Origin of the sequence: Campylobacter troglodytis (genome assembly GCF_006864425.1) — a bacterium.
GTDB lineage: Bacteria > Campylobacterota > Campylobacteria > Campylobacterales > Campylobacteraceae > Campylobacter_D > Campylobacter_D troglodytis.
This window is the reverse complement of the sequence record NZ_QHLI01000004.1, coordinates 26,054-50,231: the sequence shown is the minus strand read 5'-3', so window position 1 is coordinate 50,231 and position 24,178 is coordinate 26,054. Positions and strand designations below refer to the sequence as shown.

16 protein-coding genes, 5 tRNA genes and 2 pseudogenes are annotated in these 24,178 nt (G+C 38.3%); 5 read left to right on the top strand and 18 right to left on the bottom strand.

Annotated elements, in window-relative coordinates:
* Positions 1 to 34 precede the first annotated feature (34 nt).
* From rpoC to DMC01_RS01650, 15 genes are all read right to left on the bottom strand, one after another.
* On the bottom strand, positions 35 to 4,576 hold the full coding sequence (gene rpoC / locus DMC01_RS01720) for a DNA-directed RNA polymerase subunit beta' (RefSeq protein WP_142692570.1): 4,542 nt from the start codon (positions 4,574 to 4,576) through the stop codon (positions 35 to 37).
* Complete coding sequence (gene rpoB, locus DMC01_RS01715) at positions 4,569 to 8,702, bottom strand: DNA-directed RNA polymerase subunit beta (RefSeq protein WP_142692569.1); 4,134 nt, start codon at positions 8,700 to 8,702, stop codon at positions 4,569 to 4,571. Before rpoB ends, rpoC begins: the two co-directional genes overlap by 8 nt.
* An 84-nt stretch (positions 8,703 to 8,786) precedes the next feature.
* A complete protein-coding gene (rplL, locus tag DMC01_RS01710; protein WP_142692568.1) occupies positions 8,787 to 9,161 on the bottom strand; it encodes a 50S ribosomal protein L7/L12 in 375 nt (124 codons plus the stop codon).
* A 3-nt stretch (positions 9,162 to 9,164) separates the two neighbouring features.
* Positions 9,165 to 9,647, bottom strand: coding sequence for a 50S ribosomal protein L10 (gene rplJ / locus DMC01_RS01705; protein WP_142692567.1), 483 nt, complete (start codon positions 9,645 to 9,647; stop codon positions 9,165 to 9,167).
* Between the two features lie 633 nt (positions 9,648 to 10,280).
* On the bottom strand, positions 10,281 to 10,976 hold the full coding sequence (rplA, locus tag DMC01_RS01700; protein WP_142692566.1) for a 50S ribosomal protein L1: 696 nt from the start codon (positions 10,974 to 10,976) through the stop codon (positions 10,281 to 10,283).
* Positions 10,977 to 10,985: 9 nt separating this feature from the next.
* Positions 10,986 to 11,411: a 50S ribosomal protein L11 gene (rplK, locus tag DMC01_RS01695; RefSeq protein ID WP_142692565.1), complete on the bottom strand. Its 426-nt coding sequence runs from the start codon at positions 11,409 to 11,411 to the stop codon at positions 10,986 to 10,988.
* 12 nt (positions 11,412 to 11,423) lie between these two features.
* A complete protein-coding gene (gene nusG / locus DMC01_RS01690; RefSeq protein WP_142692564.1) occupies positions 11,424 to 11,957 on the bottom strand; it encodes a transcription termination/antitermination protein NusG in 534 nt (177 codons plus the stop codon).
* A gap of 7 nt (positions 11,958 to 11,964) precedes the next feature.
* Positions 11,965 to 12,147, bottom strand: a complete 183-nt coding sequence (gene secE / locus DMC01_RS01685) for a preprotein translocase subunit SecE (RefSeq protein ID WP_142692563.1) — start codon at positions 12,145 to 12,147, stop codon at positions 11,965 to 11,967.
* A 16-nt stretch (positions 12,148 to 12,163) separates the two neighbouring features.
* Positions 12,164 to 12,239: transfer RNA gene (locus DMC01_RS01680), tRNA-Trp, on the bottom strand.
* 230 nt (positions 12,240 to 12,469) lie between these two features.
* A complete protein-coding gene (rpmG, locus tag DMC01_RS01675; RefSeq protein ID WP_142692562.1) occupies positions 12,470 to 12,628 on the bottom strand; it encodes a 50S ribosomal protein L33 in 159 nt (52 codons plus the stop codon).
* 43 nt (positions 12,629 to 12,671) lie between these two features.
* Positions 12,672 to 13,871 (bottom strand): elongation factor Tu, encoded by a 1,200-nt coding sequence (gene tuf / locus DMC01_RS01670; RefSeq protein ID WP_142692561.1) that lies wholly within the window; start codon positions 13,869 to 13,871, stop codon positions 12,672 to 12,674.
* A gap of 62 nt (positions 13,872 to 13,933) precedes the next feature.
* Positions 13,934 to 14,008, bottom strand: a tRNA-Thr gene (locus tag DMC01_RS01665).
* A gap of 102 nt (positions 14,009 to 14,110) precedes the next feature.
* A tRNA-Gly gene (locus tag DMC01_RS01660) sits at positions 14,111 to 14,187 on the bottom strand.
* Between the two features lie 2 nt (positions 14,188 to 14,189).
* Positions 14,190 to 14,275, bottom strand: a tRNA-Tyr gene (locus DMC01_RS01655).
* A 40-nt stretch (positions 14,276 to 14,315) separates the two neighbouring features.
* Positions 14,316 to 14,391, bottom strand: a tRNA-Thr gene (locus tag DMC01_RS01650).
* Between the two features lie 425 nt (positions 14,392 to 14,816).
* Here DMC01_RS01650 and DMC01_RS01645 point away from each other — a divergent pair.
* On the top strand, positions 14,817 to 15,554 hold the full coding sequence (locus tag DMC01_RS01645; RefSeq protein WP_142692560.1) for a YaaA family protein: 738 nt from the start codon (positions 14,817 to 14,819) through the stop codon (positions 15,552 to 15,554).
* A gap of 727 nt (positions 15,555 to 16,281) precedes the next feature.
* On the opposite strand, the pseudogene DMC01_RS01640 reads toward DMC01_RS01645, so the two are convergent.
* Positions 16,282 to 16,992: pseudogene (locus DMC01_RS01640) on the bottom strand (IS1595 family transposase).
* Positions 16,993 to 17,212: 220 nt separating this feature from the next.
* On the opposite strand from DMC01_RS01640, the pseudogene DMC01_RS01635 reads away from it, so the two are divergent.
* A pseudogene (locus tag DMC01_RS01635) lies at positions 17,213 to 17,809 on the top strand (IS1595 family transposase).
* A 5-nt stretch (positions 17,810 to 17,814) separates the two neighbouring features.
* On the opposite strand, the gene DMC01_RS01630 reads toward DMC01_RS01635, so the two are convergent.
* Positions 17,815 to 18,819: a Ppx/GppA phosphatase family protein gene (locus tag DMC01_RS01630; protein ID WP_142692559.1), complete on the bottom strand. Its 1,005-nt coding sequence runs from the start codon at positions 18,817 to 18,819 to the stop codon at positions 17,815 to 17,817.
* Positions 18,820 to 18,958: 139 nt separating this feature from the next.
* Here DMC01_RS01630 and DMC01_RS01625 point away from each other — a divergent pair, with 139 nt between their 5' ends.
* The 3 genes from DMC01_RS01625 to DMC01_RS01615 all read left to right on the top strand — a co-directional run bounded on the left by DMC01_RS01625 (position 18,959) and on the right by DMC01_RS01615 (position 22,540).
* Positions 18,959 to 19,441, top strand: a complete 483-nt coding sequence (locus DMC01_RS01625) for a DUF2603 domain-containing protein (protein WP_142692558.1) — start codon at positions 18,959 to 18,961, stop codon at positions 19,439 to 19,441.
* 416 nt (positions 19,442 to 19,857) lie between these two features.
* Entirely contained in the window at positions 19,858 to 21,213 is a 1,356-nt protein-coding gene (hemN, locus tag DMC01_RS01620; RefSeq protein WP_142692557.1) for an oxygen-independent coproporphyrinogen III oxidase, read from the top strand.
* Between the two features lies 1 nt (position 21,214).
* Positions 21,215 to 22,540 (top strand): (Fe-S)-binding protein, encoded by a 1,326-nt coding sequence (locus DMC01_RS01615; protein ID WP_142692556.1) that lies wholly within the window; start codon positions 21,215 to 21,217, stop codon positions 22,538 to 22,540.
* On the opposite strand, the gene DMC01_RS01610 is transcribed toward DMC01_RS01615, so the two are convergent.
* Positions 22,511 to 24,052 carry an inorganic phosphate transporter gene (locus DMC01_RS01610; protein WP_246058941.1) on the bottom strand — a complete coding sequence of 514 codons (1,542 nt, stop codon included), beginning with the start codon at positions 24,050 to 24,052 and terminating at the stop codon, positions 22,511 to 22,513. The genes DMC01_RS01615 and DMC01_RS01610 overlap by 30 nt on opposite strands.
* Between the last annotated feature and the right edge of the window lie 126 nt (positions 24,053 to 24,178).

Sequence of the window (24,178 nt, the reverse complement as noted above, 5' to 3'; positions counted from 1 at the left end):
AAGAGGCTAAGAGCTTGACAAATTTTTGTCAAGCTTAGTCCTCATTTTCTTTAAGCCTAAGTCTTTGCTCATTATAAAGCCCTGTGCCAACGGGTATCATTCGTCCTAAGATAACATTTTCTTTTAAGTCCTCTAAATAATCAAATTTACCCGCTATGCTAGCTTCTGTAAGCACCTTTGTGGTTTCTTGAAAAGAAGCAGATGAGATGACACTATCGCTTCCTATGGCAGCCCTTGTAACGCCTAGCAAAACAGGCTCAGCTATAGCTGGCTCGCCTCCAAGTGCCATCACCCTTTCATTTTCCTCCCTGAATTTCCTACGAGATATGAAATCACCGATGATGAATTTAGTGTCGCCACTATCTACGATTTTAACCTGCCTTAACATTTGAGATATGATGACCTCAATGTGCTTGTCTGAAATCACAACGCCTTGTCCGCGATACACCTGCTGAATTTCGCTGATTAGATAGTGATGAAGTGCCTTTTCGCCTAGAATTTTAAGCACATCGTGGCTTGAAATGACGCCGTCTGTGAGCTTTTCGCCTGCGTGTATGAATTCTTTATCTCGCACCTGAATGTTGCGGCTTTTGTTGATGAGATACTCCACAACAGAGCCATCCTCAGCCTCAATGACTATGCGTTCTTTTAGGTGCATAGACTTATCAAAGCGAACGGTGCCGTCTATCTCAGCAATCACAGCTGCGTTTTTGGGCTTTCTAGCCTCAAAAAGCTCACTAACACGGGGCAAACCACCCGTAATGTCCTTTGACTTCGTAACTGCCTTTGGAATTTTTGCTAAAATATCAGCCTTTGAGACCTTGTCCCCATCATTTACATTGATAACAGCCCTTGCTTCAAGCAAGTAGCGAGAGCTTTTGCCGCCTTTGCTTGTAAGGATTAAAGCAGGGCGAACCCCACTTGGCAAATACTCGTTAATAACAAGAGAGCTTTTTCCTGTGGCTTCATCGATTTGCTCATCTGCTGAATAGCCTATTTCTATGTCCTCAAAGCTAATTTCTCCGTCATTTTCAGCGATTATGGCGTTGTTGTAAGGATCCCACTCGGCAATGACGGTTTTTTCCTTTTTGGGCGCACTTGCGATGATGGCGTCTTTATCCTCTATCACCGCACTATCGTTAAATTCAATGACAGACTCCCTTGGTATGTAGTGGCGTTTTGCTTCTCTGTCGTTTTTATCGGCAATTACCACAAAAAAGCCCTTTTCCTTGACTACATCGCCCTTTTTGACATTGCGAATTCTATCAAGTCCGTCCCCTTTGAGTATGTAGAATTTCAAAGTGCCAGCCTCTCCAGCCTTGATATTTTGCACCACAGGCGCACCGTCTTCAACTAGAATTTCACTTGCATAAGGTATGCGGTTTGGGACATTCCAGCCCTCTTTGATGACCTCAACCACGCTTTCATCTTGCTTTACCTTGTCCTTGCTTTGATAGGGCAGATAAAACTTGCCGCCTATGTTTCCGCTAACGCCTGCTAGCTCGTTGGGCTTTGCTATGTCGTATTTGCGAAGCGTGAATTTTACCTCGTCCTTGTCTCCCTTAATGCTAACTATGACATCCTCGTGTATGCTTTCTATGTTAATGACCCCGTCAAAGGGTGCTTTAATGCGTGGTTCTACAAGCAAAATCCCAGCATTGCGGCGGTTTGCGACTATGTTTTTGCCCTCTTTGTTTGTGTAGGTGCTAAGATTGTAAAATCTTATGAAGCCCTCTTTTTGAGCGATGACTTGCCTATCTTGTAAATCCGTGCTTGCTGTGCCTCCGCTGTGAAAGGTGCGAAGTGTGAGTTGCGTTCCAGGCTCGCCTATACTTTGAGCTGAGATGATGCCTACTGCTTCGCCGGGCTTTACTAGTTTGCCATCGCCTAAATTTATGCCATAGCATTTTGCACAAATGCCCTTTTTAGCCTTGCAAGTAATGGGGGTGCGGATATTTACGCTTTTTATATTGCTTTCTGCTAGCACCCTTACCTTGTCCTCGTCCATCAAAGTGCCTTCTGCAAACAAAGTTTCATTTGTTATGGGATCGATTATATCCTCAGCCAAAACCCTGCCAAGTATTCTCTCATCAAGTGCTTCTACAATCGCACCGTCCGCTGTGATTTCGTTAATCTCAACCCCCTCGTGAGTGCCACAATCGCTTATGGTGATTTTGACATTTTGAGCCACATCGATGAGCTTTCGCGTGAGATAGCCAGCATTTGCGGTTTTAAGTGCGGTATCAGCAAGTCCCTTTCTTGCACCGTGGGTTGAGATGAAGTATTCAAGCACATTTAAGCCCTCGCGGAAATTTGAGATAATGGGCGTTTCGATAATCGAGCCATCAGGCTTTGCCATAAGCCCACGCATAGCAGCAAGCTGAGAGATTTGAGCCGCTGAGCCACGCGCGCCACTATCTGCCATCATATAAATAGAATTAAAGCCCTCTTTATCCTTTTGCACCAAATTCATCATTTCCTTTGAAAGCACATTGTTTGTGCGTTTCCAAATGTCGATGATTTTGTTGTAGCGTTCGCTTGCTGTGATTAAGCCTTGATTGAAAGAGTTTTGAATGCTTTGCACCTGCTTTTTAGCAGCTGTGATTTCTTTTTCCTTTTCATTTGGCACGATGATGTCTGCAATAGATATGGAAATTCCTGCCTTTGTGGCGTATTCAAAGCCTAAATTTTTAAGCTTATCCAAGAAATTTGCCGTAATGCCTAGACCTCCTTGCTTATGAACAAAATCCACAAGTGCGGCTATGTCTTTTTTCTTTAAGATTTTATTCCACATAAACTCAGGCACAAAATCAGGCAAAATGGACTTGATTATAAGCCGTCCTGCTGTGGTTTTAATTTTGCGACCATCAATGACGGTTTGAATGCTAGCGTGTATGTCAAGGCAATTTGAATTTATAGCCATCATCACCTCGTCAATTCCTGTGCAAATTTTATGCGAACCAACAACCCCGCTTTTTTCAAGGCTTAGATAATAAATCCCCAAAACCATATCTTGGCTTGGAACTGCTACTGACTTGCCACTTGCAGGCAAAAGGATATTCATAGATGAGAGCATTAAAATCTTACACTCGGCAATGGCTTCTTGGCTTAAAGGCACGTGAACTGCCATTTGATCCCCATCAAAGTCCGCATTAAAGGCAGCACAGACAAGTGGGTGCAGCTGAATAGCCTTGCCCTCCACTAAAATGGGATGAAAGGCTTGAATGGATAGCTTGTGAAGCGTGGGAGCGCGGTTTAAAAGCACAGGGTGTCCCTTGACAACCTCTTCTAAACACTCCCACACCTCGTTTGTGCGGCTTTCTATCATCTTTTTAGCCTGCTTAACAGTGGTAGCATAGCCCTTTTCCTCAAGCTTTGCAAGTAAGTGAGGCTTAAAGAGTTCAAGTGCCATTTTTTTCGGCAAACCACACTCATCCATTTTAAGCTTTGGTCCTACGACAATGACACTTCGTCCTGAAAAATCCACCCTTTTTCCTAGCAAATTTTGACGAAATCTTCCTTGCTTACCCTTGATAATCTCGCTTAATGATTTTAAAGGACGTTTGTTTGCACCCTTTACAGCATTTGCACGGCGTCCATTATCAAATAAAGCATCCACAGCCTCTTGAAGCATTCTTTTTTCATTTCGTATGATAATCTCTGGCGCGTCAAGCTCCATAAGCCTTTTAAGGCGTGTGTTGCGGTTAATCACTCTGCGGTATAAATCATTTACATCGCTAACTGCAAATTTGCCACCATCGAGTGCAACCAAGGGACGCAAATCAGGGGGCAGCACAGGCAAATTTGTAATCATCATCCACTCAGGGCGATTAGCTACATTATCATCGCTATCAGCAGAGTTTGAATTTAAGAAATTCTCAACTACCTTTAGCCTTTTGATGATGGTTTTTTTCTTTGCCTCGCTGTTTGTTAGGCTCATTTCCTCTTTGAGCTTGTTTAAAAGCTCGACAAGGTCTAAATTTTTAAGCAAGTCATAAATAGCCTCGCCGCCCATCCTAGCCTTAAAGCCATCATATCTTTGCATAAGGCTTTGATACTGCTCCTCGTTTAAGACATCGCAAACCTCGACCTTTTTGCTACCCTCGTTGTCATAGTAGGCATCGCCTGAGCTTTCAACTATGTAGGCTTCATAATAAAGCACCCTTTCTAAATCCTTCATCTTTATGCCTAAAAGCGTGCCTATGCGTGAGGGCAAGGAATTTACATACCAAATGTGAGCTACTGGCGTAACTAGCTCAATATGCCCCATACGAGAGCGGCGAACCTTTGAGCTAGCCACCTCAACCCCGCATTTTTCGCATTTTACGCCCTTAAAACGCATTTTTTTGTATTTACCACAAAGGCATTCATAATCCCTTATGGGTCCAAAGATTTTCGCACAAAATAGCCCATCGCGTTCGGGCTTTAGGGTGCGGTAATTGATGGTTTCAGGCTTTTTTACCTCTCCATAGCTCCAAGATTTAATCTTCTCAGGGCTAGCAAGGCGAAGTTGAAAGGCTTCAAAATCCCGCGGGCGGTTTTCTTCTTTAATCTCAATGACCTTGAATTTACTCATCTTTTTTTTCCTCGTTAAAAATTTCCACATCCAAAGCAAGCGATTTAAGCTCGTTTGTCAGCACAAAAAAGGTTTCTGGTATGCCGGTACTTGGCACATTTTCGCCCTTTGTCAAGGCTTTGTAAGCGCTAAAACGACCCTCAACATCATCTGATTTTATGGTAAGCATTTCACGCAAGGTGTGTGCTGCGCCGTAAGCCTCCAAAGCCCAAACCTCCATCTCTCCAAATCTTTGCCCTCCAAAAAGTGCCTTTCCGCCAACGGGTTGCTGGGTAACTAGGCTGTAAGGTCCTGTGCTTCTTGCGTGCACCTTTTCATCGACAAGGTGGTGAAGTTTAAGCATATACATACAACCTATATGCACCCTCTCAGCCATTTTTTCGCCTGTTTGTCCATCATAAAGCTCGCTTTTGCCGTCCATATCGACCTTTGCCATCTCAAAAAGCTTGGCAAATTCATCTATGCTAGTGCCTTCAAAGACAGGGGCTGCGAATTTTACTCCCTTGCTCCAATCCCTTGCATAAGAAATCAAGCTCTCATCATCAAGGCTTTTTACAAAATTTTGCTCCTTGCTAAATCTAGGAAGTGAGCAAATATCAAGCATCTTTTCTCTTAATTCTTTTATGAAGTTTTTTTGCTTTTTATTAAATATGGCTTGAATTTGAGCCCCTAGTTCTAAGCCCACCACTCCTAAATGACTTTCTAGGATCTGTCCTATATTCATCCTACTTGGCACACCGAGGGGGTTTAGCACTATGTCTATGGTGCGGCCACTTGGCAAATAAGGCATATCCATTTCAGGAACTATGTTTGATACTATGCCCTTGTTACCGTGGCGTCCTGCCATTTTGTCGCCTACTTTTAGCTTTCTTTTGGCTGCGACATAGATTTTTACAAGCTTTACAACTCCGCTTGGCAAGATGTCGTCCTTTTCGATGATTTCTAGCTTTTCATCGTGTTCGGCTTTTAGTTTCTTCTTTTCGTTTTGAAAATGTGTCTTTAAGTCCTCATACTCTTTTTGCACCTCTTTTGAGTAGGACTTAACCACTGAATTTAAGGCAAAACGGTTGATCTTTTCAAGCTCTTTTAACTCTACCTTTGCTCCTTTTTTATAGCTCTTAGTGCCTATCTTGGCCTCACTTACAAGGGCTGAGTTTGCAAGTAGGGCACATACTCTTAGAGTTTCTTCTTTATCCATCATTAAAAGACGGTCGTGGTATTCTTTTTCTAAATTTAATTTCTCCTCATTATAAGCCTTTATGGTTCTAGCATCCTTTTCATAGCCCTTTTTGGTAAAAATCTTCACATCAACTACCACTCCTTCTAAGCTAGCAGTGGCGTAAAGGGATTTATTTACCACATGTCCAGCCTTTTCGCCAAAAATAGCCCTTAAAAGCCGCTCTTCTGGGGTAGGCTTTACCTCGCCCTTTGGAGAAACCTTACCTACAAGTATCATTCCAGGCCTTATATGCGTTCCTATTCTTGCTATGCCACTTTCATCAAGATGAGCTATGTCTTCTTCTTTGACATTGGGAAGATCCCTTGTGATCTCCTCTATGCCGTCTTTTAATTCACGGGCTTCAACCTCTTTTTCATAGATATGAACGCTTGTAAATGTGTCCTCTCTTATCATCCTCTCGCTTATAACAATAGCATCCTCGTAATTGTAGCCATTCCAAGGCATAAAGGCTATGAGGGCATTTTTGCCTATGGCAAGCTCGCCCTTGTCCATACTTGCGCCGTCCGCGATGATTTGTCCCACTTCGATCTTATCGCCCTTTTTGACTATGGGATGTTGATTGTAAGCGGTATTTTGATTTGTGCGGAGATTTTTTTCCATAGAATAATGATCTATAAAGGGACCATTTTTATCCTCGCCAAGCACAAAGATATTTTTATTATCCACCTTTTCAACTATGCCAGCCCTCTTAGCCTTAATGGCCATCCAAGTATCCCTTGCGATAATCTTTTCCATACCTGTGCCAACTACTGGTGCTTCGCTTGTAAGAAGCGGCACGGCTTGACGTTGCATATTTGAGCCCATTAACGCCCTATTTGCGTCATCGTGTTCCAAAAAGGGTATTAGCGAAGCCGTAACGCCTACTATCATACCCGAGCATAAATCGATTAAATTCACCTCATCTTTCTTTGCGAGTATGGTTTCTCCGTCTTGCCTTGCCTCGACAAAATCATCCATTATAAGCCCCTTACTATCAAGCCTTGTAGAAGCAGGGGCGATCACAAGTCCTTCTTCTTGAGTAGCTGTTAGATACACGGTTTCGTTTAAAACCTTGCCCTTTTCTACCTTTTTATAAGGTGCTTCAACAAAGCCTAAGTCATTAACCTTTGCATAAGTAGCAAGGGTATTGATAAGCCCTATGTTTTGACCTTCTGGCGTTTCCACAGGACAAATGCGACCGTAATGCGTAGTATGCACATCCCTAACCTCAAAGCCAGCCCTTTCTTTTACGATGCCACCCTCGCCAAGTGCTGAAAGACGGCGTTTGTGAGTGATTTCGCTTAGAGGATTTGTTTGATCCATAAACTGGCTAAGTTGCCCTCCTGTAAAAAATTCAAGTATGGTTGTGGTTATGGTCTTTGGATTGATTAAATCATAGGGCATTACCTTGTCTAAATCCGTGCTAAGTGCTGTGAATTTATCCCTTATAGCCTTTTGCATTTTGGCAAGGCCTAGGTGCAACTCATTTGCTAAAAGCTCACCTATGGAGCGAATGCGGCGGTTTCCCAAATGATCTCTATCATCGATACGTCCCTTGCCGTTTTTTACCTTTATAAGATACTTTGCGGTTTTGATAATGTCCTCGTTTGTAAGAACAGTTATATACTCAGGCACGGTTAAGGAAAGCTTATGATTCATCTTCATTCGCCCAACCTTCGTTAAATCGTAACGTTCTGGATTAAAAAACAAATCATTTACATAGCTTTTTGCAGCATCCTTTACCACAGGCTCACCAGGTCTCATTACCTTGTAAATGCGAATGGCAGCTAGATCATTTTCATCCTCTATGCGCTCACTTTGCTTTAAGCTTCTTAGGGTCTCATTATCTTGCAAAAAAGAATTAATAATAGCCGCATCAACCTCAGCTGCTAAATCATTTGCTATGTCAAAACTAGTGAGATTATCCTTGATTTTGGCTAACTTGTTTTCTTCTAGCAAGGTTAAAGAATCATAAAGCATTTCGCCATTTTTATCAAAGACAGGCCTTGCAAGATAGCGGTTTGTAAGGATTTCAAGTGGGTATTCAACCCATTTTAGTCCAGCTTGAATGAGCTGATCTGCTTTTTTCTTTGTAAGGCGTTTGCCACTTTGCAAGATAAGCTCACCCTTTTCGTCTTTTATATCAAATTCAATCCTATCCATAAAGTCCTCAGGTCTAAATTCAATGAAAAATTTATCCTTTTTTATGTGTATGGTTTGGGTTGGATAAAAAAGCTTGATAATGTCTTGTTTTTTGTAGCCCAAAGCCCTAAAAAGCATAGTTATAGGCACTTTACGGCGCTTGTTTATGCGAACATAAAGCACATCTTTGGTGTCGTATTCAAAATAAAGCCAAGAGCCTCTATCTGGGATAATTTGAGCGGTATAAACTAGCTTGTTTGCAACTGTGGTGCTTTCTTCTTCTTTGAAAATCACCCCGGGGCTTCTGTGAAGTTGATTTACCACCACCCTTTCAACTCCGTTTATAATAAAAGAAATTCTATCTGTCATAAGAGGAAGCTCTCTTATAAAAATCTCTTGTTCTTTTATGTCCTTTATGCCTATTTTTTCGCCTGTTTTATCGTCCTTTTCGTGCAAGGTAAGGCGAATTTTCATCTTTAAATTCACAGCATAGGTAAGCCCACGCTCCATACACTCACGCACTGTGTATTTGGGCTTTCCGATTTGAGAGCTTACATATTCTAAGCTTAGTCTATTTTGTGGATCATGTATGGGAAAAATGCTTTTAAATACCTTTTCTATGCCACTTTCGCCGTTATTATTAATATTTAAAAAATAATCAAAACTCTTTTTTTGTAATTGCAAAAGATTTGGTATGTCAATGGAAGTTGATAAATTTGAAAAATCAATTCTTAGTCTATTTTGAGAAAACTGTGTGTTTCGCATTTTGTGCCTCGCATCTTGGTAGTGTAAAAGAAGGATCCTAAATTTAGGATCCGTTTGAAATAGTTTTAAATAGCTCTAAAAAAACTATTTTAACTCGCATTTTGCTCCTGCATCTTCGAGTTGCTTTTTGGCTGCTTCTGCATCCTCCTTGCTAACGCCCTCTTTAAGCACGGAAGGAGTTTGCTCCACAGCATCTTTTGCTTCTTTAAGTCCTAGTCCTGTTAAGGATCTAACAACTTTGATAACCTCGATCTTCTTTGCCCCACTTTCAAGCAAGACCACATTGAATTCGGTTTTTTCCTCAGCCGCAGCTGCTGCTGTGCCGCCACCTCCACCAGCTACTACAACAGGAGCAGCTGAAACTCCAAATTTTTCCTCAAATTCTTTCACAAGCTCAGAAAGCTCTAAAACACTTAAATTTGAGATATATTCTAAAACATCTTCTTTAGATACTGCCATTTTTTATCCTTCTGATTCTTTTTTTGCTTTTAAAGCATTTAGTCCGATGACAAAATTTTGTAACGGAGCATTCCAAACCTGCAATAACATTGCAAGCAACTCGTTGCGAGATGGCATCTTAGCAAGGGCTTTTACCTTGGCTAGATCTGCTATCTGATCCTCAATAAGGGCTGCTTTAATCTCAAAAAGCTCGTTGTCATCCTCAAACTTAGATGCTATCTTTGAAACACTAAGCTGATCCTTGCCCCAGATAAAGATATTAGTATCCTTAAGCTCTAAGCCTTCTTTATTAGCCTTTTTAAGGGCTATGTTAGCAAGGGTGTTTTTTATGATCTGAACCCTTACTTCATTTTCCTTGGCATTGTTTCTTAAAACCTCAAGCTTTTTTGTGCTAAGTCCCTTGTAGTTGCACACCACTATGGCTTCACTTGCTTTAAATTCAGTCTCAAGCTCAGCTATAATCTGCACCTTTTCGCTTCTAGTCATATTTCTCCTTTCCGACTAGTGATTTCAAGTGGAGAGGGTTGAATTTCAAGGACCTTGTCCTTATGATTTAAAATTTAATAAAACTCAAAAAGCTATGAATTTTAAAACAAGCTTTAAATCAAAAGAGACTTAAATTCACCCAAGGTCTTTATGCTAAATTTAAATCCCTTGTATGAATTAAGTTTAATTTTTATGAGACTGTGAATTTTTAGAATTTATTCAAAGTTAAGCTAACACTCACACAGCTAAAAACTAAATTTCGCCTCTAAATCAACCCAATTAAGCCTTAAACCTCACACTATCTCTAATCTAAGATAAGGGCTAAAAAACCTAAATTTCCTAGCCTTTATCTTAAAATCTTTACAAACCTTACGCCGTCATTGCGAGATTTGCACCAGCAAAGCTAAGCAATCCATAATTTAAAACGCAGTTCTTAGATAATGGATTGCTTCGGCGATAAACCGCCTCACAATGACGACACTTTCCGTGAACTTTTTGCAAAATTAACAAAAAATTCAACAACTTCAAATAAAAAATTCACATTTTTTAACATTGCGTGAATTTTCGCTGAATTTTAACCCAAAAATTCAGCAAATTCAGCCCAAAATTCACGCATTACAAAAAAACAAAAGTCTATTTTAAATCCAAAAGCTCCTGCGTTTCAAGGCTTACAGAAGGACTCATTGTTAAGGACAAAGCTGCGTTTTTAATGTAACGACCCTTTGCCGTGGCTGGCTTGTGCTTGTTTATAGCTTTTACAAAGGCACTGATATTATCATTTAACTGCTCTTTTGAAAAGCTCACCTTGCCAAGCCCTGCGTGTATGTTGCCTTGCTTATCTACGCGAAAATTCACCTGTCCGCTTTTTGCGTTATTAACAGCTTGTGCTACGTCCATAGTAACTGTACCTGTTTTGGGATTTGGCATAAGTCCTTTGGGTCCTAAAATTCGCCCCACCTTTCCTACAAGCCCCATTAAATTTGGAGTTGCGATCAAAACATCAAAATTTATACTACCCTTTTGAATGTCCTCAATAAGCTCATCGCTTCCTACTATGTCAGCTCCTGCGTTTTTGGCTGCATCAGCTTGTGCGTCCTTTGCGATTACTGCAACTCGCACCTTTTTTCCAGTGCCAGCAGGTAGTACCACAGAGCCACGCACCATTTGATCTGCGTGGCGAGGATCGACATTTAATTTTAATGCGATTTCAACTGTCTCGTCAAATTTTGCCGAAGCGAGATTTTTTACCACCTCTATAGCTTCAACAAGGGCATAATCCTTTGTGCTATCAATCTTTGAGGATAATTCCTTTAATCTCTTACTTGACATTTAAATTCCTTAATCCACAATCTCAACGCCCATAGAACGAGCAGAACCTGCTATGATCTTAGCGGCTTGTTCCTTGTCCTTGGTGTTTAGATCTGCTATTTTTTTATCAACTATCTCTAAGATCTGCTTTTTGCTAAGCTTGGCGATCTTGTTTTTAAGAGGATTATCAGTGCCTTTTTGTATGCCTGCTGCTTTTTTGATTAAATCCGTTGCAGGAGGCTGCTTTGTTATGAAGGTAAAGCTTTTATCTGCATAAACGGTGATTACAACAGGTATGTTAAAGCCAGCCATATCCTTTGTTTTTTCATTAAAAGCCTTGCAAAATTCCATTATATTTACACCTTGTTGTCCTAGTGCAGGACCCACAGGCGGACTAGGATTTGCCTTGGCTGCTGCGATGTGAAGTTTTATTTCTCCGACAACTTTTTTTGCCATCTTTTTTCCTTTCTATATAATCTTTTCAACCTGAGAATACAAGATCTCAACAGGGGTAGAGCGTCCAAAAATAGATACATTAAGTTTAAGTGAGCCTCGAACCATGTCATATTCTTCAACTATGGCTGTAAAATTTGCAAAAGGACCCTCGACTATGCGAACGCTTTCCCCTTCTTCAAAAGAGATCTTGGGCTTTGGAGCTGCCTTGTTTTGCACCTTTTCTAAGATAAGCTTAATGTCCTTTTCGCTTAGTGGGGTTGGCTTTTTACTCTCGCCTATGAAACGAGAAACCTTTGGTAGGGATTGAATTTTATGCCAAAGATCTATGTCCAAGTCAAGATGGGCAAAGACATAGCCTGAGTAAAGGCATCTTGGACTTATCTTTTCCTTGCCATTTTTAAACTCAATCACATCCTCAGTAGGCACCACAAGCTCTTGCAAACGCTCGCTTATGCCTATGTCTTTGATTAAATTCTCAATGGCTCTTTTCACTGCCATTTCGCTACCTGCGTAAGTTTGAATGGCGTACCATTTATACTTATCCATAACTGTCCTATCTTACTACCAAGGAAATGCTAGAACTCATGATCCAATCCACCAAAGCCAAAAACAAAGCGACCACAGTTACTACCACAAAAACTGTGATGTAGGCATTTCTCACCTGTTCTTTCATAGGAAAGATAACCTTTGAAAGCTCTGCCTTTGACAATTTAACATAAGCTATTAGATTCTTCATACTCTTACCTTAATTTTGGCAGGACCGGAGGGATTCGAACCCCCAACCATCGGATTTGGAATCCGGCGCTCTACCGTTGGAGCTACAGTCCTAACTCTTGTCCTCTAAGCTTGTCTTTAACAAGCACCTAATATTTCAATAAAACACCTTGCAAAGCTAAGCTACAAAAAATTCAATCTAAGCTAAAAATTCACAAAGCGTAAGGCTAAAATTCACAAGGCTTATAAATTTAGCTAAAAATCTTAAAAATCTAGCAAGAAAAAATTTAGCCCACAAACTAAGCTTTAAAGTAAATTTAAGGGCTAAATTTTATCCAAAGTTTCTAGCTTTTTAATTTTACCTCTTTGTGAATAGTATGTTTGTTAAGCCTTGGGCAATATTTTTTTAGCTCTAATTTTTCAGTTGTATTTTTGTTATTTTTGTAAGTGCTGTAATTTATATCGCCACTTTCTTCACATTTTAAGCCAATCTTCACTCTCATCTTTTATCCTTAATGTATGTCAAGCATAAAGCTTGACATATATTTATTTAACTATCTTAGATACAACGCCTGAACCAACAGTATGTCCGCCTTCTCTAATAGCAAAGCGAGTGCCATCTTCAAGTGCCACAGGAGAGATAAGAGAAACTGTAATGCTCACATTTTCACCTGGCATAACCATCTCTGTGCCCTCAGCTAATTTAATAGAACCTGTTACATCTGTGGTTCTAACATAAAACTGCGGACGGTAGTTGTTGAAAAATGGAGTGTGGCGTCCGCCCTCGTCTTTGTTGAGTATATAAACCTCAGCCTCAAATTCAGTGTGAGGGGTAATTGACTTAGGCTTTGCTAGAACCATACCACGCATAACCTCTTCTTTTTTGGTACCACGCAAAAGCACACCGACATTATCGCCTGCCTCGCCTTGATCCATTTCCTTTCTAAACATCTCAACGCCTGTAACTGTGGTGGTTTGAGTATCTTTGATACCTACTATTTCTATGGTATCTCCTACCTTAACTAGCCCCTTTTCAATCCTACCTGTTACAACAGTTCCTCGCCCTGAGATAGAAAATACATCTTCAATTGGCATCAAAAAGTCCTTGTCTGTGTCGCGTTTTGGAGTAGGAATGTAATCATCAACGGCATTCATAAGCTCCATAACCTTTGCAGACCATTCACCGTCTTGCCCTGCCTTTGCTTCTTCAAGTGCTTTAAGTGCTGAACCACTAATAATAGGAGTATCATCACCAGGAAAATCATAGCTACTTAAAAGCTCTCTAATTTCCATCTCAACAAGCTCTAAAAGCTCTGCATCATCAACCATATCAGCCTTATTCATAAAAACAACTATATAAGGCACACCAACCTGACGAGAAAGCAAGATATGCTCCCTTGTTTGAGGCATAGGACCATCAGCAGCTGATACAACCAAGATCGCTCCGTCCATTTGTGCTGCACCTGTGATCATATTTTTAACATAATCAGCATGCCCAGGGCAATCCACATGCGCATAATGCCTTTTTTCAGTCTCATACTCTATGTGTGAGGTGGCTATTGTGATGCCTCTTTCTTTTTCCTCAGGAGCATTGTCTATGTTGTCATAATCCTTTAACTCAGCCAAGCCCTTTCTTGATAAAACAGCAGAAATAGCTGCTGTCAAGGTTGTTTTACCATGATCTACGTGACCTATGGTTCCTATATTCACGTGTGGTTTGTTGCGTGAAAATTTTTCCTTTGCCATTTTAATCCTCCGAAAAAGTGAAGTTTTTAATAAATCTAAATTCTCATAATCTTTGCAAAAAATGGAGCTCATAGCGGGACTTGAACCCGCGACCTCTCCCTTACCAAGGGAGTGCTCTACCTCTGAGCCATACGAGCGCTCAGAAAAATTACAAGTAAATAGACAACGCTAAATGAGGGAAGATAAACAAACTGTGTCGGTAAAAACAGCTCCCAGTTTATCCTCTTTAAATTCATAAATGGAGCGGGAAACGGGGCTCGAACCCGCGACCCTCAGCTTGGAAGGCTGATGCTCTAGCCAACTGAGCTACTCCCGCAATGGTGGTGAGTCGTGGATTCGAACCACGGAAGGCGAAAGCCAGCAGATTTACAGTCTGCCCTCGTTGGCCACTTGAGTAACTCACCCAGCACCATATATCTCTGGTCAAACACTGATTGAAAATAATGGAGCTGGTTAAGAGACTCGAACTCCCGACCTACTGCTTACAAGGCAGTTGCTCTACCAACTGAGCTAAACCAGCAAAAATGAAACTATGATTATATCCAAAAAAGCTAAGCTTGTCAAGGAAAATATAGCTTTTTTATAAATTTAACTTTCCTTATTATAAAATTATAAACTGTGAATTTTACTAAATTTATCGTTTTTTGTTTTAAAATTTTAAAAGCCTTCATTTTGTAAAAAGTACAGCTTTTGTAAAAAGAACAGTTGCAAGGAAAATTCAAAGCAAAACTAAAATTAAAAGCCTTAAAAACTAAATATTCTAAATATTCTAAATATTCTAAATATTCTAAATATTCTAAATATTCTAAATATTCTAAATAGTATTTACTTAAAAATTCACGTCTTTGCGTGAATTTATCATTGAAATTCTTTGACTGAGTATTTCATTCTTTGGGCTTTGTATTTTCTTGTTATAATTATGCGTAAAATTCAAAGGATAAGACAGTGAAGATACTTTTTTCTCCAAGTGAATCCAAGAGCGAGTTAGGCACCTTGCCTCCTCTTTCTAAAAATTCTTTTATCTTTGAGGAGCTTTTTGATAAAAGGCTTGAGGTGCTTAAAATTTATAAGGATTTTATTGAAGGCTTGAATTTAGAAGAATGCAAGGCTTTTTTTGAATTAAAGGATGAAAAAGAGGTGAAAAAATTTCAAAAGGATCCCCTTAAAAGCCCAACTTGCAAAGCCATTGAAAGATATAACGGAGTAGCCTTTAAGCATCTTAATTTTCAAGCATTAGATGAAGAGGCTAAGTCTTATGTGCTTGAAAACACCCTTATTTTTTCTAATCTTTTTGGTCCCATTCTAGCAACAGATGAGCTTTGTAACTATAAATTCAAGCAAGGTGCGAAACTTGGCTCATTTAGTGTAGAAAAATTTTACAATACCCATTTTAGCAAGGTGCTAGATGGGTTTTTAAAGGATGAGGAGATCATTGATTTAAGGGCTGGTTTTTATGAGAAATTTTATAAGATTAAAAGCCCTTTTAGTTCTTATAAATTTTTAAAAAAAGGCAGGGTTGTTAGTCATTTTGCAAAGGCTTATAGGGGCATCTTACTTAAAAAGGCAGCACTTTGCAAGGCTAAGACAAATGAGGATTTAATTCAAAATCTTCCCTCAAATTTAAGGCTAATTGATATAAAAACCATAGGGCTTAAAACAGAACTTAGCCTTGAAATTTGCTAATAGCATTGGTTTAAGATACTTTAACAGGATTTTGGCTTATCAATCTTAATAAATTTTGGCTTATCAATCTTAATAAATTGTGATGAGAATATTGCCTTAAATGTTTAGTCTTAATGAATTTTTTTAAATGAAGGACACGATTTTCTTTCTTAATTTTACGAAATTGAGCACATTTAAATTTTGCAAGGACCTTTTTGCTTACAGTTGCGTGTTTGCAGTTGTGAGTGTGTAAGCATAAAACAAAAATATTCACAATTTCATTGATACGATTTTATGTCTTTGCAAATTCATTTGCACTATATTTTACAAAGTCTTGTGCCTTTGTTTATTCTTACAAAGTTGCAAGAAGCGTAACGCGAAATAAAAACACAGGTGTCTTTGTCAGCTCCACGCTAACGCACTTTGCTAGCCATTTCTATTACGCAGTTGCTAGCGCAAGGAAACAAAAAGTAACTTTTATTAACTTCAAGCTCAGTGCTAATTTTCTAAAAAAATTTTGCTTGTTGTCTAACAAAACTTCGTTTTGCTGATTTGCACACTCTTTAAGGGTTAAAATTCAAAGTTCTTACAAAACTCTATTAGCACAAGCAGAAGTTATTTTGCAAAATTAAGCGTTTTTTGCCTCTAAATCAAGGTTTCTTGCAAGAGAAGGAGTGTAAGGAAGTAAAAAATACCTTTCCCTTAGATTTGGCGAAATTGGAAAATGTATCATATATCTATTTTTGGCTCAAGATACTCTAATAGGATTTTCCCTTATCAACTTTAATAAAATTTGATAAAGATTTTGTCCCAAATTTTTTGTCTTAATTCTGTTTCTTTTAAATGAAGGACAAAATTTTCTTTTTTTATCCCACGAAATTTAGCAAGTCGAAACTTTGCAAATCCCTAGAAATTCACAATTTCGTTGATGTGATTATGTCCATTTGCAAACTCATTTTTAGAGTGTTTTACCCTATAATGTGCCTTTGCTCCTTCTACTACGCAGTTGCAAGACGAAACGAAGCAAAAAATCCACCAAGCTATCATAAGCTTTGAGGCTGTCGCTGTAAATTTCACTTTCTTTAAGCTTTGCAAAGTCTCTTATGATAGGTAGTAGCTCTTTGGCAGAGCAATGCTTGACGACCTGCGTATAAACTCGTGCGATTGCATTTTAGCATTCCAAACACAGGCGTTTTGCAACCAGCTCCACGCCCACGCTTACCACGCACACGCCTTGCTCCAAAATAACTTTTATCAACTTCGATTTCACCGCTGAGATTTTTTCGCACTCTTTGGCTATTAAAATGCGAATTTCACGCAAAATTCTATTCACACAAGTACGAGAAATTTTGCAAATTTCGGCGATTTTTTTCGCCTCTAAATCAAGGGCGAAATACTTCAAAATTTCCCTAAATTTATTTTCAGAAATTCGGAAGCGAATCATATGTTTGTTTTTCATTTTGCTCTTTATACCCTAAAATAATCTTGTGTCAAATTAAAATATCTTGAGTCTAAAATGTTATTAAAATGGCTTAGGAAAAATCCTAGCTCATTTTAGCTAAAAGTATCAATTGTATATTTGAAAATGTTCTTGTATAAAATTAAAATGCCTTTAAATACAGAATTTAAATATTAAATGGCTCAAGACAACTTAAGTTCAAATAAAGGAGTTTTAAGTTATGATTACAGCGATGAAAAATAAGTATATCAATCGTTTCAAAATTTCAGAGGCTAAATTTAAAGAATTGTAAAGTATTTTTTTACTTCGTTACACTCGTAACTTTTGGGGAAGCCTTGATATTAAAGCCTCTAAAATTGCAAAATTAAGCAACAATTCTTGCCAAAGCATCAATAAAATAATCAAAAATATTAGAATTTTAATCCTTAAAGAATGTGAAAAAATTTCAAAAATGCGAGATCGAAATAGATGATAGTTATTTCGGTGCAAAGCGTGTTCGTGCCAAGCGTGGGCGTGGGGCTGGCAAGAAAACACCAGTTTTTTTACTTCGTGCTACACACTCGTCCCTTTGCGAGAAGGAGCAAAGTTATAGAGTAAGACATAGGGAAAATGAGTTTGCAAAGGGCACAAATCACATAAATGGCATTGAGAATTTCTGGGGCTTTGCCAAGCATAGATTAAGCAAGTTTAAAGGAATTAAAAAGGAAAATTTTGTCCTTCATTTAAAGGAAACAGAATTAAGACGAAAATTTTGAGACAAAATATTTATCAAAATTTATTAAAGTTGATAAGCCAAAATCCGCTTAAGTTGTCTTGAGCCTATTAAATTTGAGTTAAAGCCTCTATGCAAGCACCCTCTCTTAGCCCCTCATCAACAACCACCAGCCTTTCTTTCTCAAACAAGGCATAAAGCAAAAAACACCCAGCAACTAAATAGTTTTTACGGTTTTTACCTACCCTTAAATTTGCTTCATCCTTACTCATTTGCCAAATTTTAAGCCCCCAAAACAAAAAATCCCCCCTCCTTAAAAACTTGCCATTAATAAGCCTTGCTTCATAATCCTCATAATTTATGCCCTGTTTTAAGGCTGAAACTGTGGTTGGCACACCAGAATTTAGCACCACAAAGTTAGCCTTAAATGACACTAGCTGCTTTCTTGCTAGCCTAATCTCCTCAAAAGCCTTAAAGGCAAGGGCTCTTAAAAGCTTATCTTCTAATAAAAAATGAAGTTTTAGCCTTTTATCCTTTTTTCTTGCAAATAAGGCTTGAATTTTATTTCTCTTTTTTCTTTCAAGCTTAGATAAATTATTAATTTTTAGGTTAAATTCAGGGCTTGAATTTAAAACAGAACTTACTCTCTCATAAAAAGAAATGATACCAAAATCAAAGCTTTGAAGCTCTTTATCAAAGGATAATTCGCAACTTGCACCCCCCAAATCACAAAAAGCAAGCCTAGTTTCTTTAAAGCCAACTTTCTTTAAGGCATTTTTCATACCCAAAATGCTTAATCTCGCCTCCTCTTTTGCCTCAATCACCCTAAATTTAATCCCAAACTCAGTCTTTAAATTTTCAAAAATTTCATTTGTATTACTAGCCTTGCGAAAGGCAGCTGTGGCTACTGAGTTGGCATTTTTTAGATCAAAGCCTTGCTTTTTAAGCTCAAATAAGGCATTTTTTAATCTTTCAAGAGCCTCAGTTTCTATGCGCCCTGTTTTTTCTAGATTTTTAGCAGCCCCTATTATAAACTCAGCCTCTTTAAGAGTTTGAAATTCCTCATTCATTTCAATGGCTCTTAGGGTATTTGAGCCTAGATCTATGCCAATCATAAAATTCCTTAAAATTCAAAACCGCAATATGCTTAAAAATAGGTTAATATTATACAAAAGTAGGCTAAATTCTTGTGCAAGTTAAGCTTAGATAAACACAAAAGTGCTACAATTACATAGCAAGTTGAAAGGATCCAAGATGAAAGATATACAAAAAACAAGCACTTCTATGGAAAAGATCAATGAATTTTCAAGCTCCTTAGGCATAAAAAAATCCGATCAAACAGTGCTTGAAATAATAGCTAGCAAGGATAAAGAAAAAACTCTAAGCCTTAAAAGCGGGCATTGGGATGCGCCTGAGCCTTGGTTTGTAATCGATGAGCAAGATAAAATTCACACAGTCATATCCATAGCAAGCCTTAAAAATATGCTTGAGGGCTTAAAGCAGCTTCAAAAGGAAAATTTTGAGCTAAGGCTTGAAAAGGCTATTTATCAGCACATTCCCATTGATTTTAATGATGCTTGGATAGTGGCTATGGATGAGATTAAAAGACAGGCTAAGGGAGGGCTTATGGAGATGAGCATTGATTTGGATAAATTATTAAGCGATCTTAGAATGCAACATCCTAATCTCTTTGTGGATATGGAGGCTATGATGTCAAGGGGAAATTTAGAGGGGTAGTTGATTTAGCTGAATTTGTGCGTGAGTTTTGAGTGTGTTTTGAGAATTTTAGTTTTTCTTGTGAGATTTTTGAATTTGGCCAGGCTTTGGGCTATAAAATGATTTTTGTGCGTTTATCAGACATTTTTTAGTCTAGCCTTCACGCACAAAAATCATTTTCTAACTCCAAATTCTGTGCCTTAAATTTTAAATTTACGGAAAATTCACACTATTAAACGAATTTGTGGATTTTACATTAAAAGGTGTAAATTTTCGCTGTGGCGTTTTTATTGCGGAATTTTATGAATTTTTTAGATGTTTTGCTTGAATTTTTTAAGGTTTTTAGAAAAAGTGTGAATTTTTTATAAGACTTCAACGAAAATTCACAAAAATTCAAAAAAACAAAGAAATATTTTAAAACAACAAGGATTATTAAAGTGAGAGATTATAAGGCTTTTGTAAAATTTTCTAAGCCAGGACCAAGATATACTAGCTATCCTACTGCTGTTGAGTTTAGTAAGGATTTTAGCTATGAGCAGTATCTTCAAATTTTAAGGCAGCAAAGCAAGGATTTATCGCTTTATTTTCATCTGCCCTTTTGTCGCAGTGCTTGTTATTTTTGCGGCTGTAATGTCATTTACACCTCAAAGGATGAAAATAAAGAAAGATATTTGGGATATCTTTTTAAGGAACTAGATCTACTTGAAAAATTCACAAACACCAAACGCAAAGTCGTTCAAATGCACTTTGGAGGAGGAACACCGACATTTTTTTCGGCAAATCAGCTTCAAAGGCTTATTGAAAAAATTAAGAGCATTTTTGTGAATTTTGACAAAAAGGCTGAGCTAAGCTGTGAGATAGATCCTCGCTTTTTAAATGAGGAACAAACAAAGGTGCTTACAGAAAATGGCTTTAACCGTGTAAGCTTTGGGGTGCAAGACTTTGATGAGAGGGTGCAAAAAGAAATTCATAGAATTCAATCCTTTGAGCTAACCCAAGAAGCCGTGAATTTAGTAAGGACTTATGGCATCAAAAGTGTAAATATGGATCTAATTTATGGGCTTCCTTTGCAAAGTCTTAAAAGCTTTGAAAATACCTTGAAAAAGGGCTTAGAGCTTGATCCTGATAGATTTGCGATTTTTAGCTATGCCCATGTGCCTTGGCTTAAAAAAAATATGAGAAAATTCAATGAAAAGGATCTGCCCGGACCCAATATCAAGCTTGAAATTTTAGAATTTTGCGAGCATTTTTTAGGTGAAAATGGCTATGAGATGGTGGGGATGGATCATTTTGCAAAAAAAGACGATGAGCTTTTTAAGGCTCTTAAAAATGGCAGTTTGCATAGAAATTTTCAAGGCTATACCACAAAAAAAGGAGCTGATCTACTTGGCATAGGCTTAACAAGCATAGGAGAGGGGCAAAGGCATTACGCACAAAATTTCAAGGATATGCCAAGCTATGAAAATGCCATTGATAATGGCTCTTTGCCCTTTGAAAGAGGGATTTTGCTTGATTTTGATGATGAGCTTAGAAAGGCTGTTATAATGAGTTTGATGGCAAATTTTAGCCTTGATATTAAGGGTGTAGAAGCTAGGTTTGGGGTGAGTTTTTTTGAGTATTTTAGAAAGGACTTAGAGCTTTTAAGCGAGTATAAGCATTTTTACACAGTAGATAAAGATAGCTTAAAGGTAAATGAAACAGGGGTTTTGCTGATAAGAAATTTGGCTATGTGTTTTGATAAATATATGAAAAAACTTAGCGAAGAAAAAAAAGTTTTCTCAAAGACGGTCTAAGATGAGCTACGAAGATATAACAAGAACCTGTGTTAAATGTGGAAAATGCGTTCCAGTTTGCACCATACACGACATAAATGCCGATGAGACCACAAGCCCTAGGGGCTTTTTGGATCTAATTGCTGCTGTTAGAGAGGGTGAGCTTGATCTTGATAAAAATGCAAAAAAGATCTTTGAATCTTGCTTTTTATGCACTAACTGCGTTCAAGCTTGTCCTACTGGAATTCGTGTGGATAGTGCCATTGAGGGCATTCGCTTTGAGCTAGCTAAAAAATACAAAATAGCTTGGTATAAGAGATTAGCCTTTTTTTTGCTTGGCAAGAGAAAGATCATGGATCTTGTAGCAAAATTTGGCTATGTTTTTCAAAGCTGTGGATTTAAAATTCAAGGTGCCAATAGCTTTGAAAATGTAGATAAAAACGGCAAACTTCATAAGAATTTAGGTATGAGGGCTAGATTTACTTTGCCTTTAATAAAAAGGGGAAGATTTTTACTCTCTTTTACCAAAAAAAGCTTTTTAAATACCCAGCCTAGCTTCATAGATAATGGAGGGGATAAAAGCATAGGGCTTTTTGTGGGCTGCCTTTCAAATTACGCCTACACAGCAACGGCTTTGGCGGTTTTAAAAATAGCCAAGGAATTAAAGATAAATGTGGATCTTTTAAAAGAACAGTCTTGCTGTGGTGCTCCTCAATACTTCACCGGTGATTTTGATAACTCAGCAAGGCTAGCCAAAAAAAACATAGTTTATTTTGAAAAAAAGCTTGAAAACTTAGAGGTTATAATAGTGCCTGAGGCTACTTGTTCTGCTATGTTAAATGTAGATTATGAGCATTTTTTTGAGCTAAATGGCCAAAGCGAGTGGGCTAAAAGGGCAAAGGCAGTAGCTGGTCGAATTTGTCTGGCTACAAAGTATTTTTACAGTCAAACAAAACTATTAGATCTACTTCAAAGCAAGGGCAAAAGTGAGCTACTTGTAACCTACCATGATCCTTGCCACGCAAGAAAGATGCAAGGCGTGTTTAAGGAACCAAGAACTTTGCTTAAGGCAAATTTTAAGCTTGTTGAGTTAAAAGAACTTGATACTTGCTGTGGCTTTGGTGGGGTTAGTATGCAAACAAATCATTTTGATCTAGCCTTAAAGGTAGGCATAAAAAAGGCAATAGACATCAAAGAAAGCGGTGCTAGTATAGTGAGTGCTGAGTGCTCAGCGTGTAGAATGCAAATTTCAAATGCCTTAGAGCATCAAAAGACTGGGGTTTTGTTTAAAAACCCCCTTGAACTCATAGCCTCTGTTTTAGAGCTCCAAGATGAACTTAAAGATTAAAAAGGTCCCACTTGCTAAAAGCCCAGCAGCAGGCAAGGTTATAACCCAAGCCAAGCCTATGGGCTTCATTATGCTCCAATTTGCACTCTTGCCATAAACTCCTATCCCTAAAACAGCTCCTATGAGTATGTGAGTAGAACTTACAGGTATGCCAAGCTTTGTGGCAAGTAAGATTATAATGGTAGCACCTAGCTCAGCTGAAAAGCCTGTGGTTGGGCGAATTTCAGCAAGCTTTGAACCAACAGTGCCTATGACCTCTTTTCCCAAAAACCAAAGTCCAACAACTAAAGAAACACCAAACATGATCATAACCACAAAGGGCACAGGGGTGGATGGATTAATAACCCCATTTTTAAAGACATCAAGTATAGCCGCAAAGGGTCCAAGTGCGTTGGCTATGTCATTTGCTCCGTGAGAAAAGGCAAAGGCAGAGGCTGTAAAAATTTGAAACCAAGAGAAAATTCTATCTATGGTTTTGTTTAGCTCTGTTTTGCGAACTATGGTAACCACGGCGTAGGTGATTATATAAGTGAGAGTGCCTATTATGAAGATGATCCACACATTTTGTGCTAGACTAAGGGTGCTTACCTTATCAAGTCCCTTAAATAAAAGCATAGAGGCGATAATCACAGCTCCAACACAACCTATAAAGGGTATATGCTTCTTAGCAGCAGCAAAGACATCAAGTTCTTTTTCCTTTTCCTTATACTCTTTCATCTTCTTTTTATAAAAGCTTTTTTCTCTTTCCTCCTCATCATCTAAGACTATGGCACTAAGTTCTTTTACTTGCTCACTTTGTGGCATTTGCTTTATGTTTGCAAAAAATTCTTCTTTGAATTCTTTTTTGCTAGCCTTAAGCTCTTTAAGCTTTTCTCCTAAAGAATCAGAAGGGGTTAGAATTTTTTTGTGTATATAAGCAAAGATGAGATAAGAAGCAATGCCTCCTAAAAGAGGAGAAAGCACCCAGCTTGAGGCGATCTTGCCCATCTCAGCCCAATTTACCATAGAAAGAGTATCAGTTCCGCTAAACTGTATAAAGCCCATGGTCATACTAGCACCAACTATCCCACCTACTATGCTATGCGTTGTAGAAACGGGTAGGGCTTTTTTGGTGGCTATGAAGATCCAAACCCCAGAGCTTAAAAGGGCTGAGAGCATAATCAACACGAAGAGCATAGGATTTAGATCATCAGGAAAGACAACTATCCCACTTCTTATGGTCTTAGTTACCTCCCCACCAGCAAATACAGCCCCACTTAGCTCAAAAACAGCAGCTATGATTAAGGCTTGTTTAATGGTAACTGTCTTTGCTCCAACGCTAGTGCCAAAGGAATTTGCAACATCATTTCCACCTATGTTAAAAGCCATAAAAACGCCAAAGGTGCTAGCTAGTATAAACAAGATCATATGATGATCAGGCACATAATAATAGCCCCATATATAAAAACAAACAGCACAAATGAAAAAAACCAAGACAGCTATAGCATTCTCTCTGACATTTTCCTTAAACAAAAGAACTCCTTTGTTAATAATTTATTTTCTTTTAATTATAACACAATTAATTTAATATTATAATAAAAATAAGATAAATTTTTGCTGAAAATGTATAAAAAGTGGGAAAAATATTGCTAGGATTTA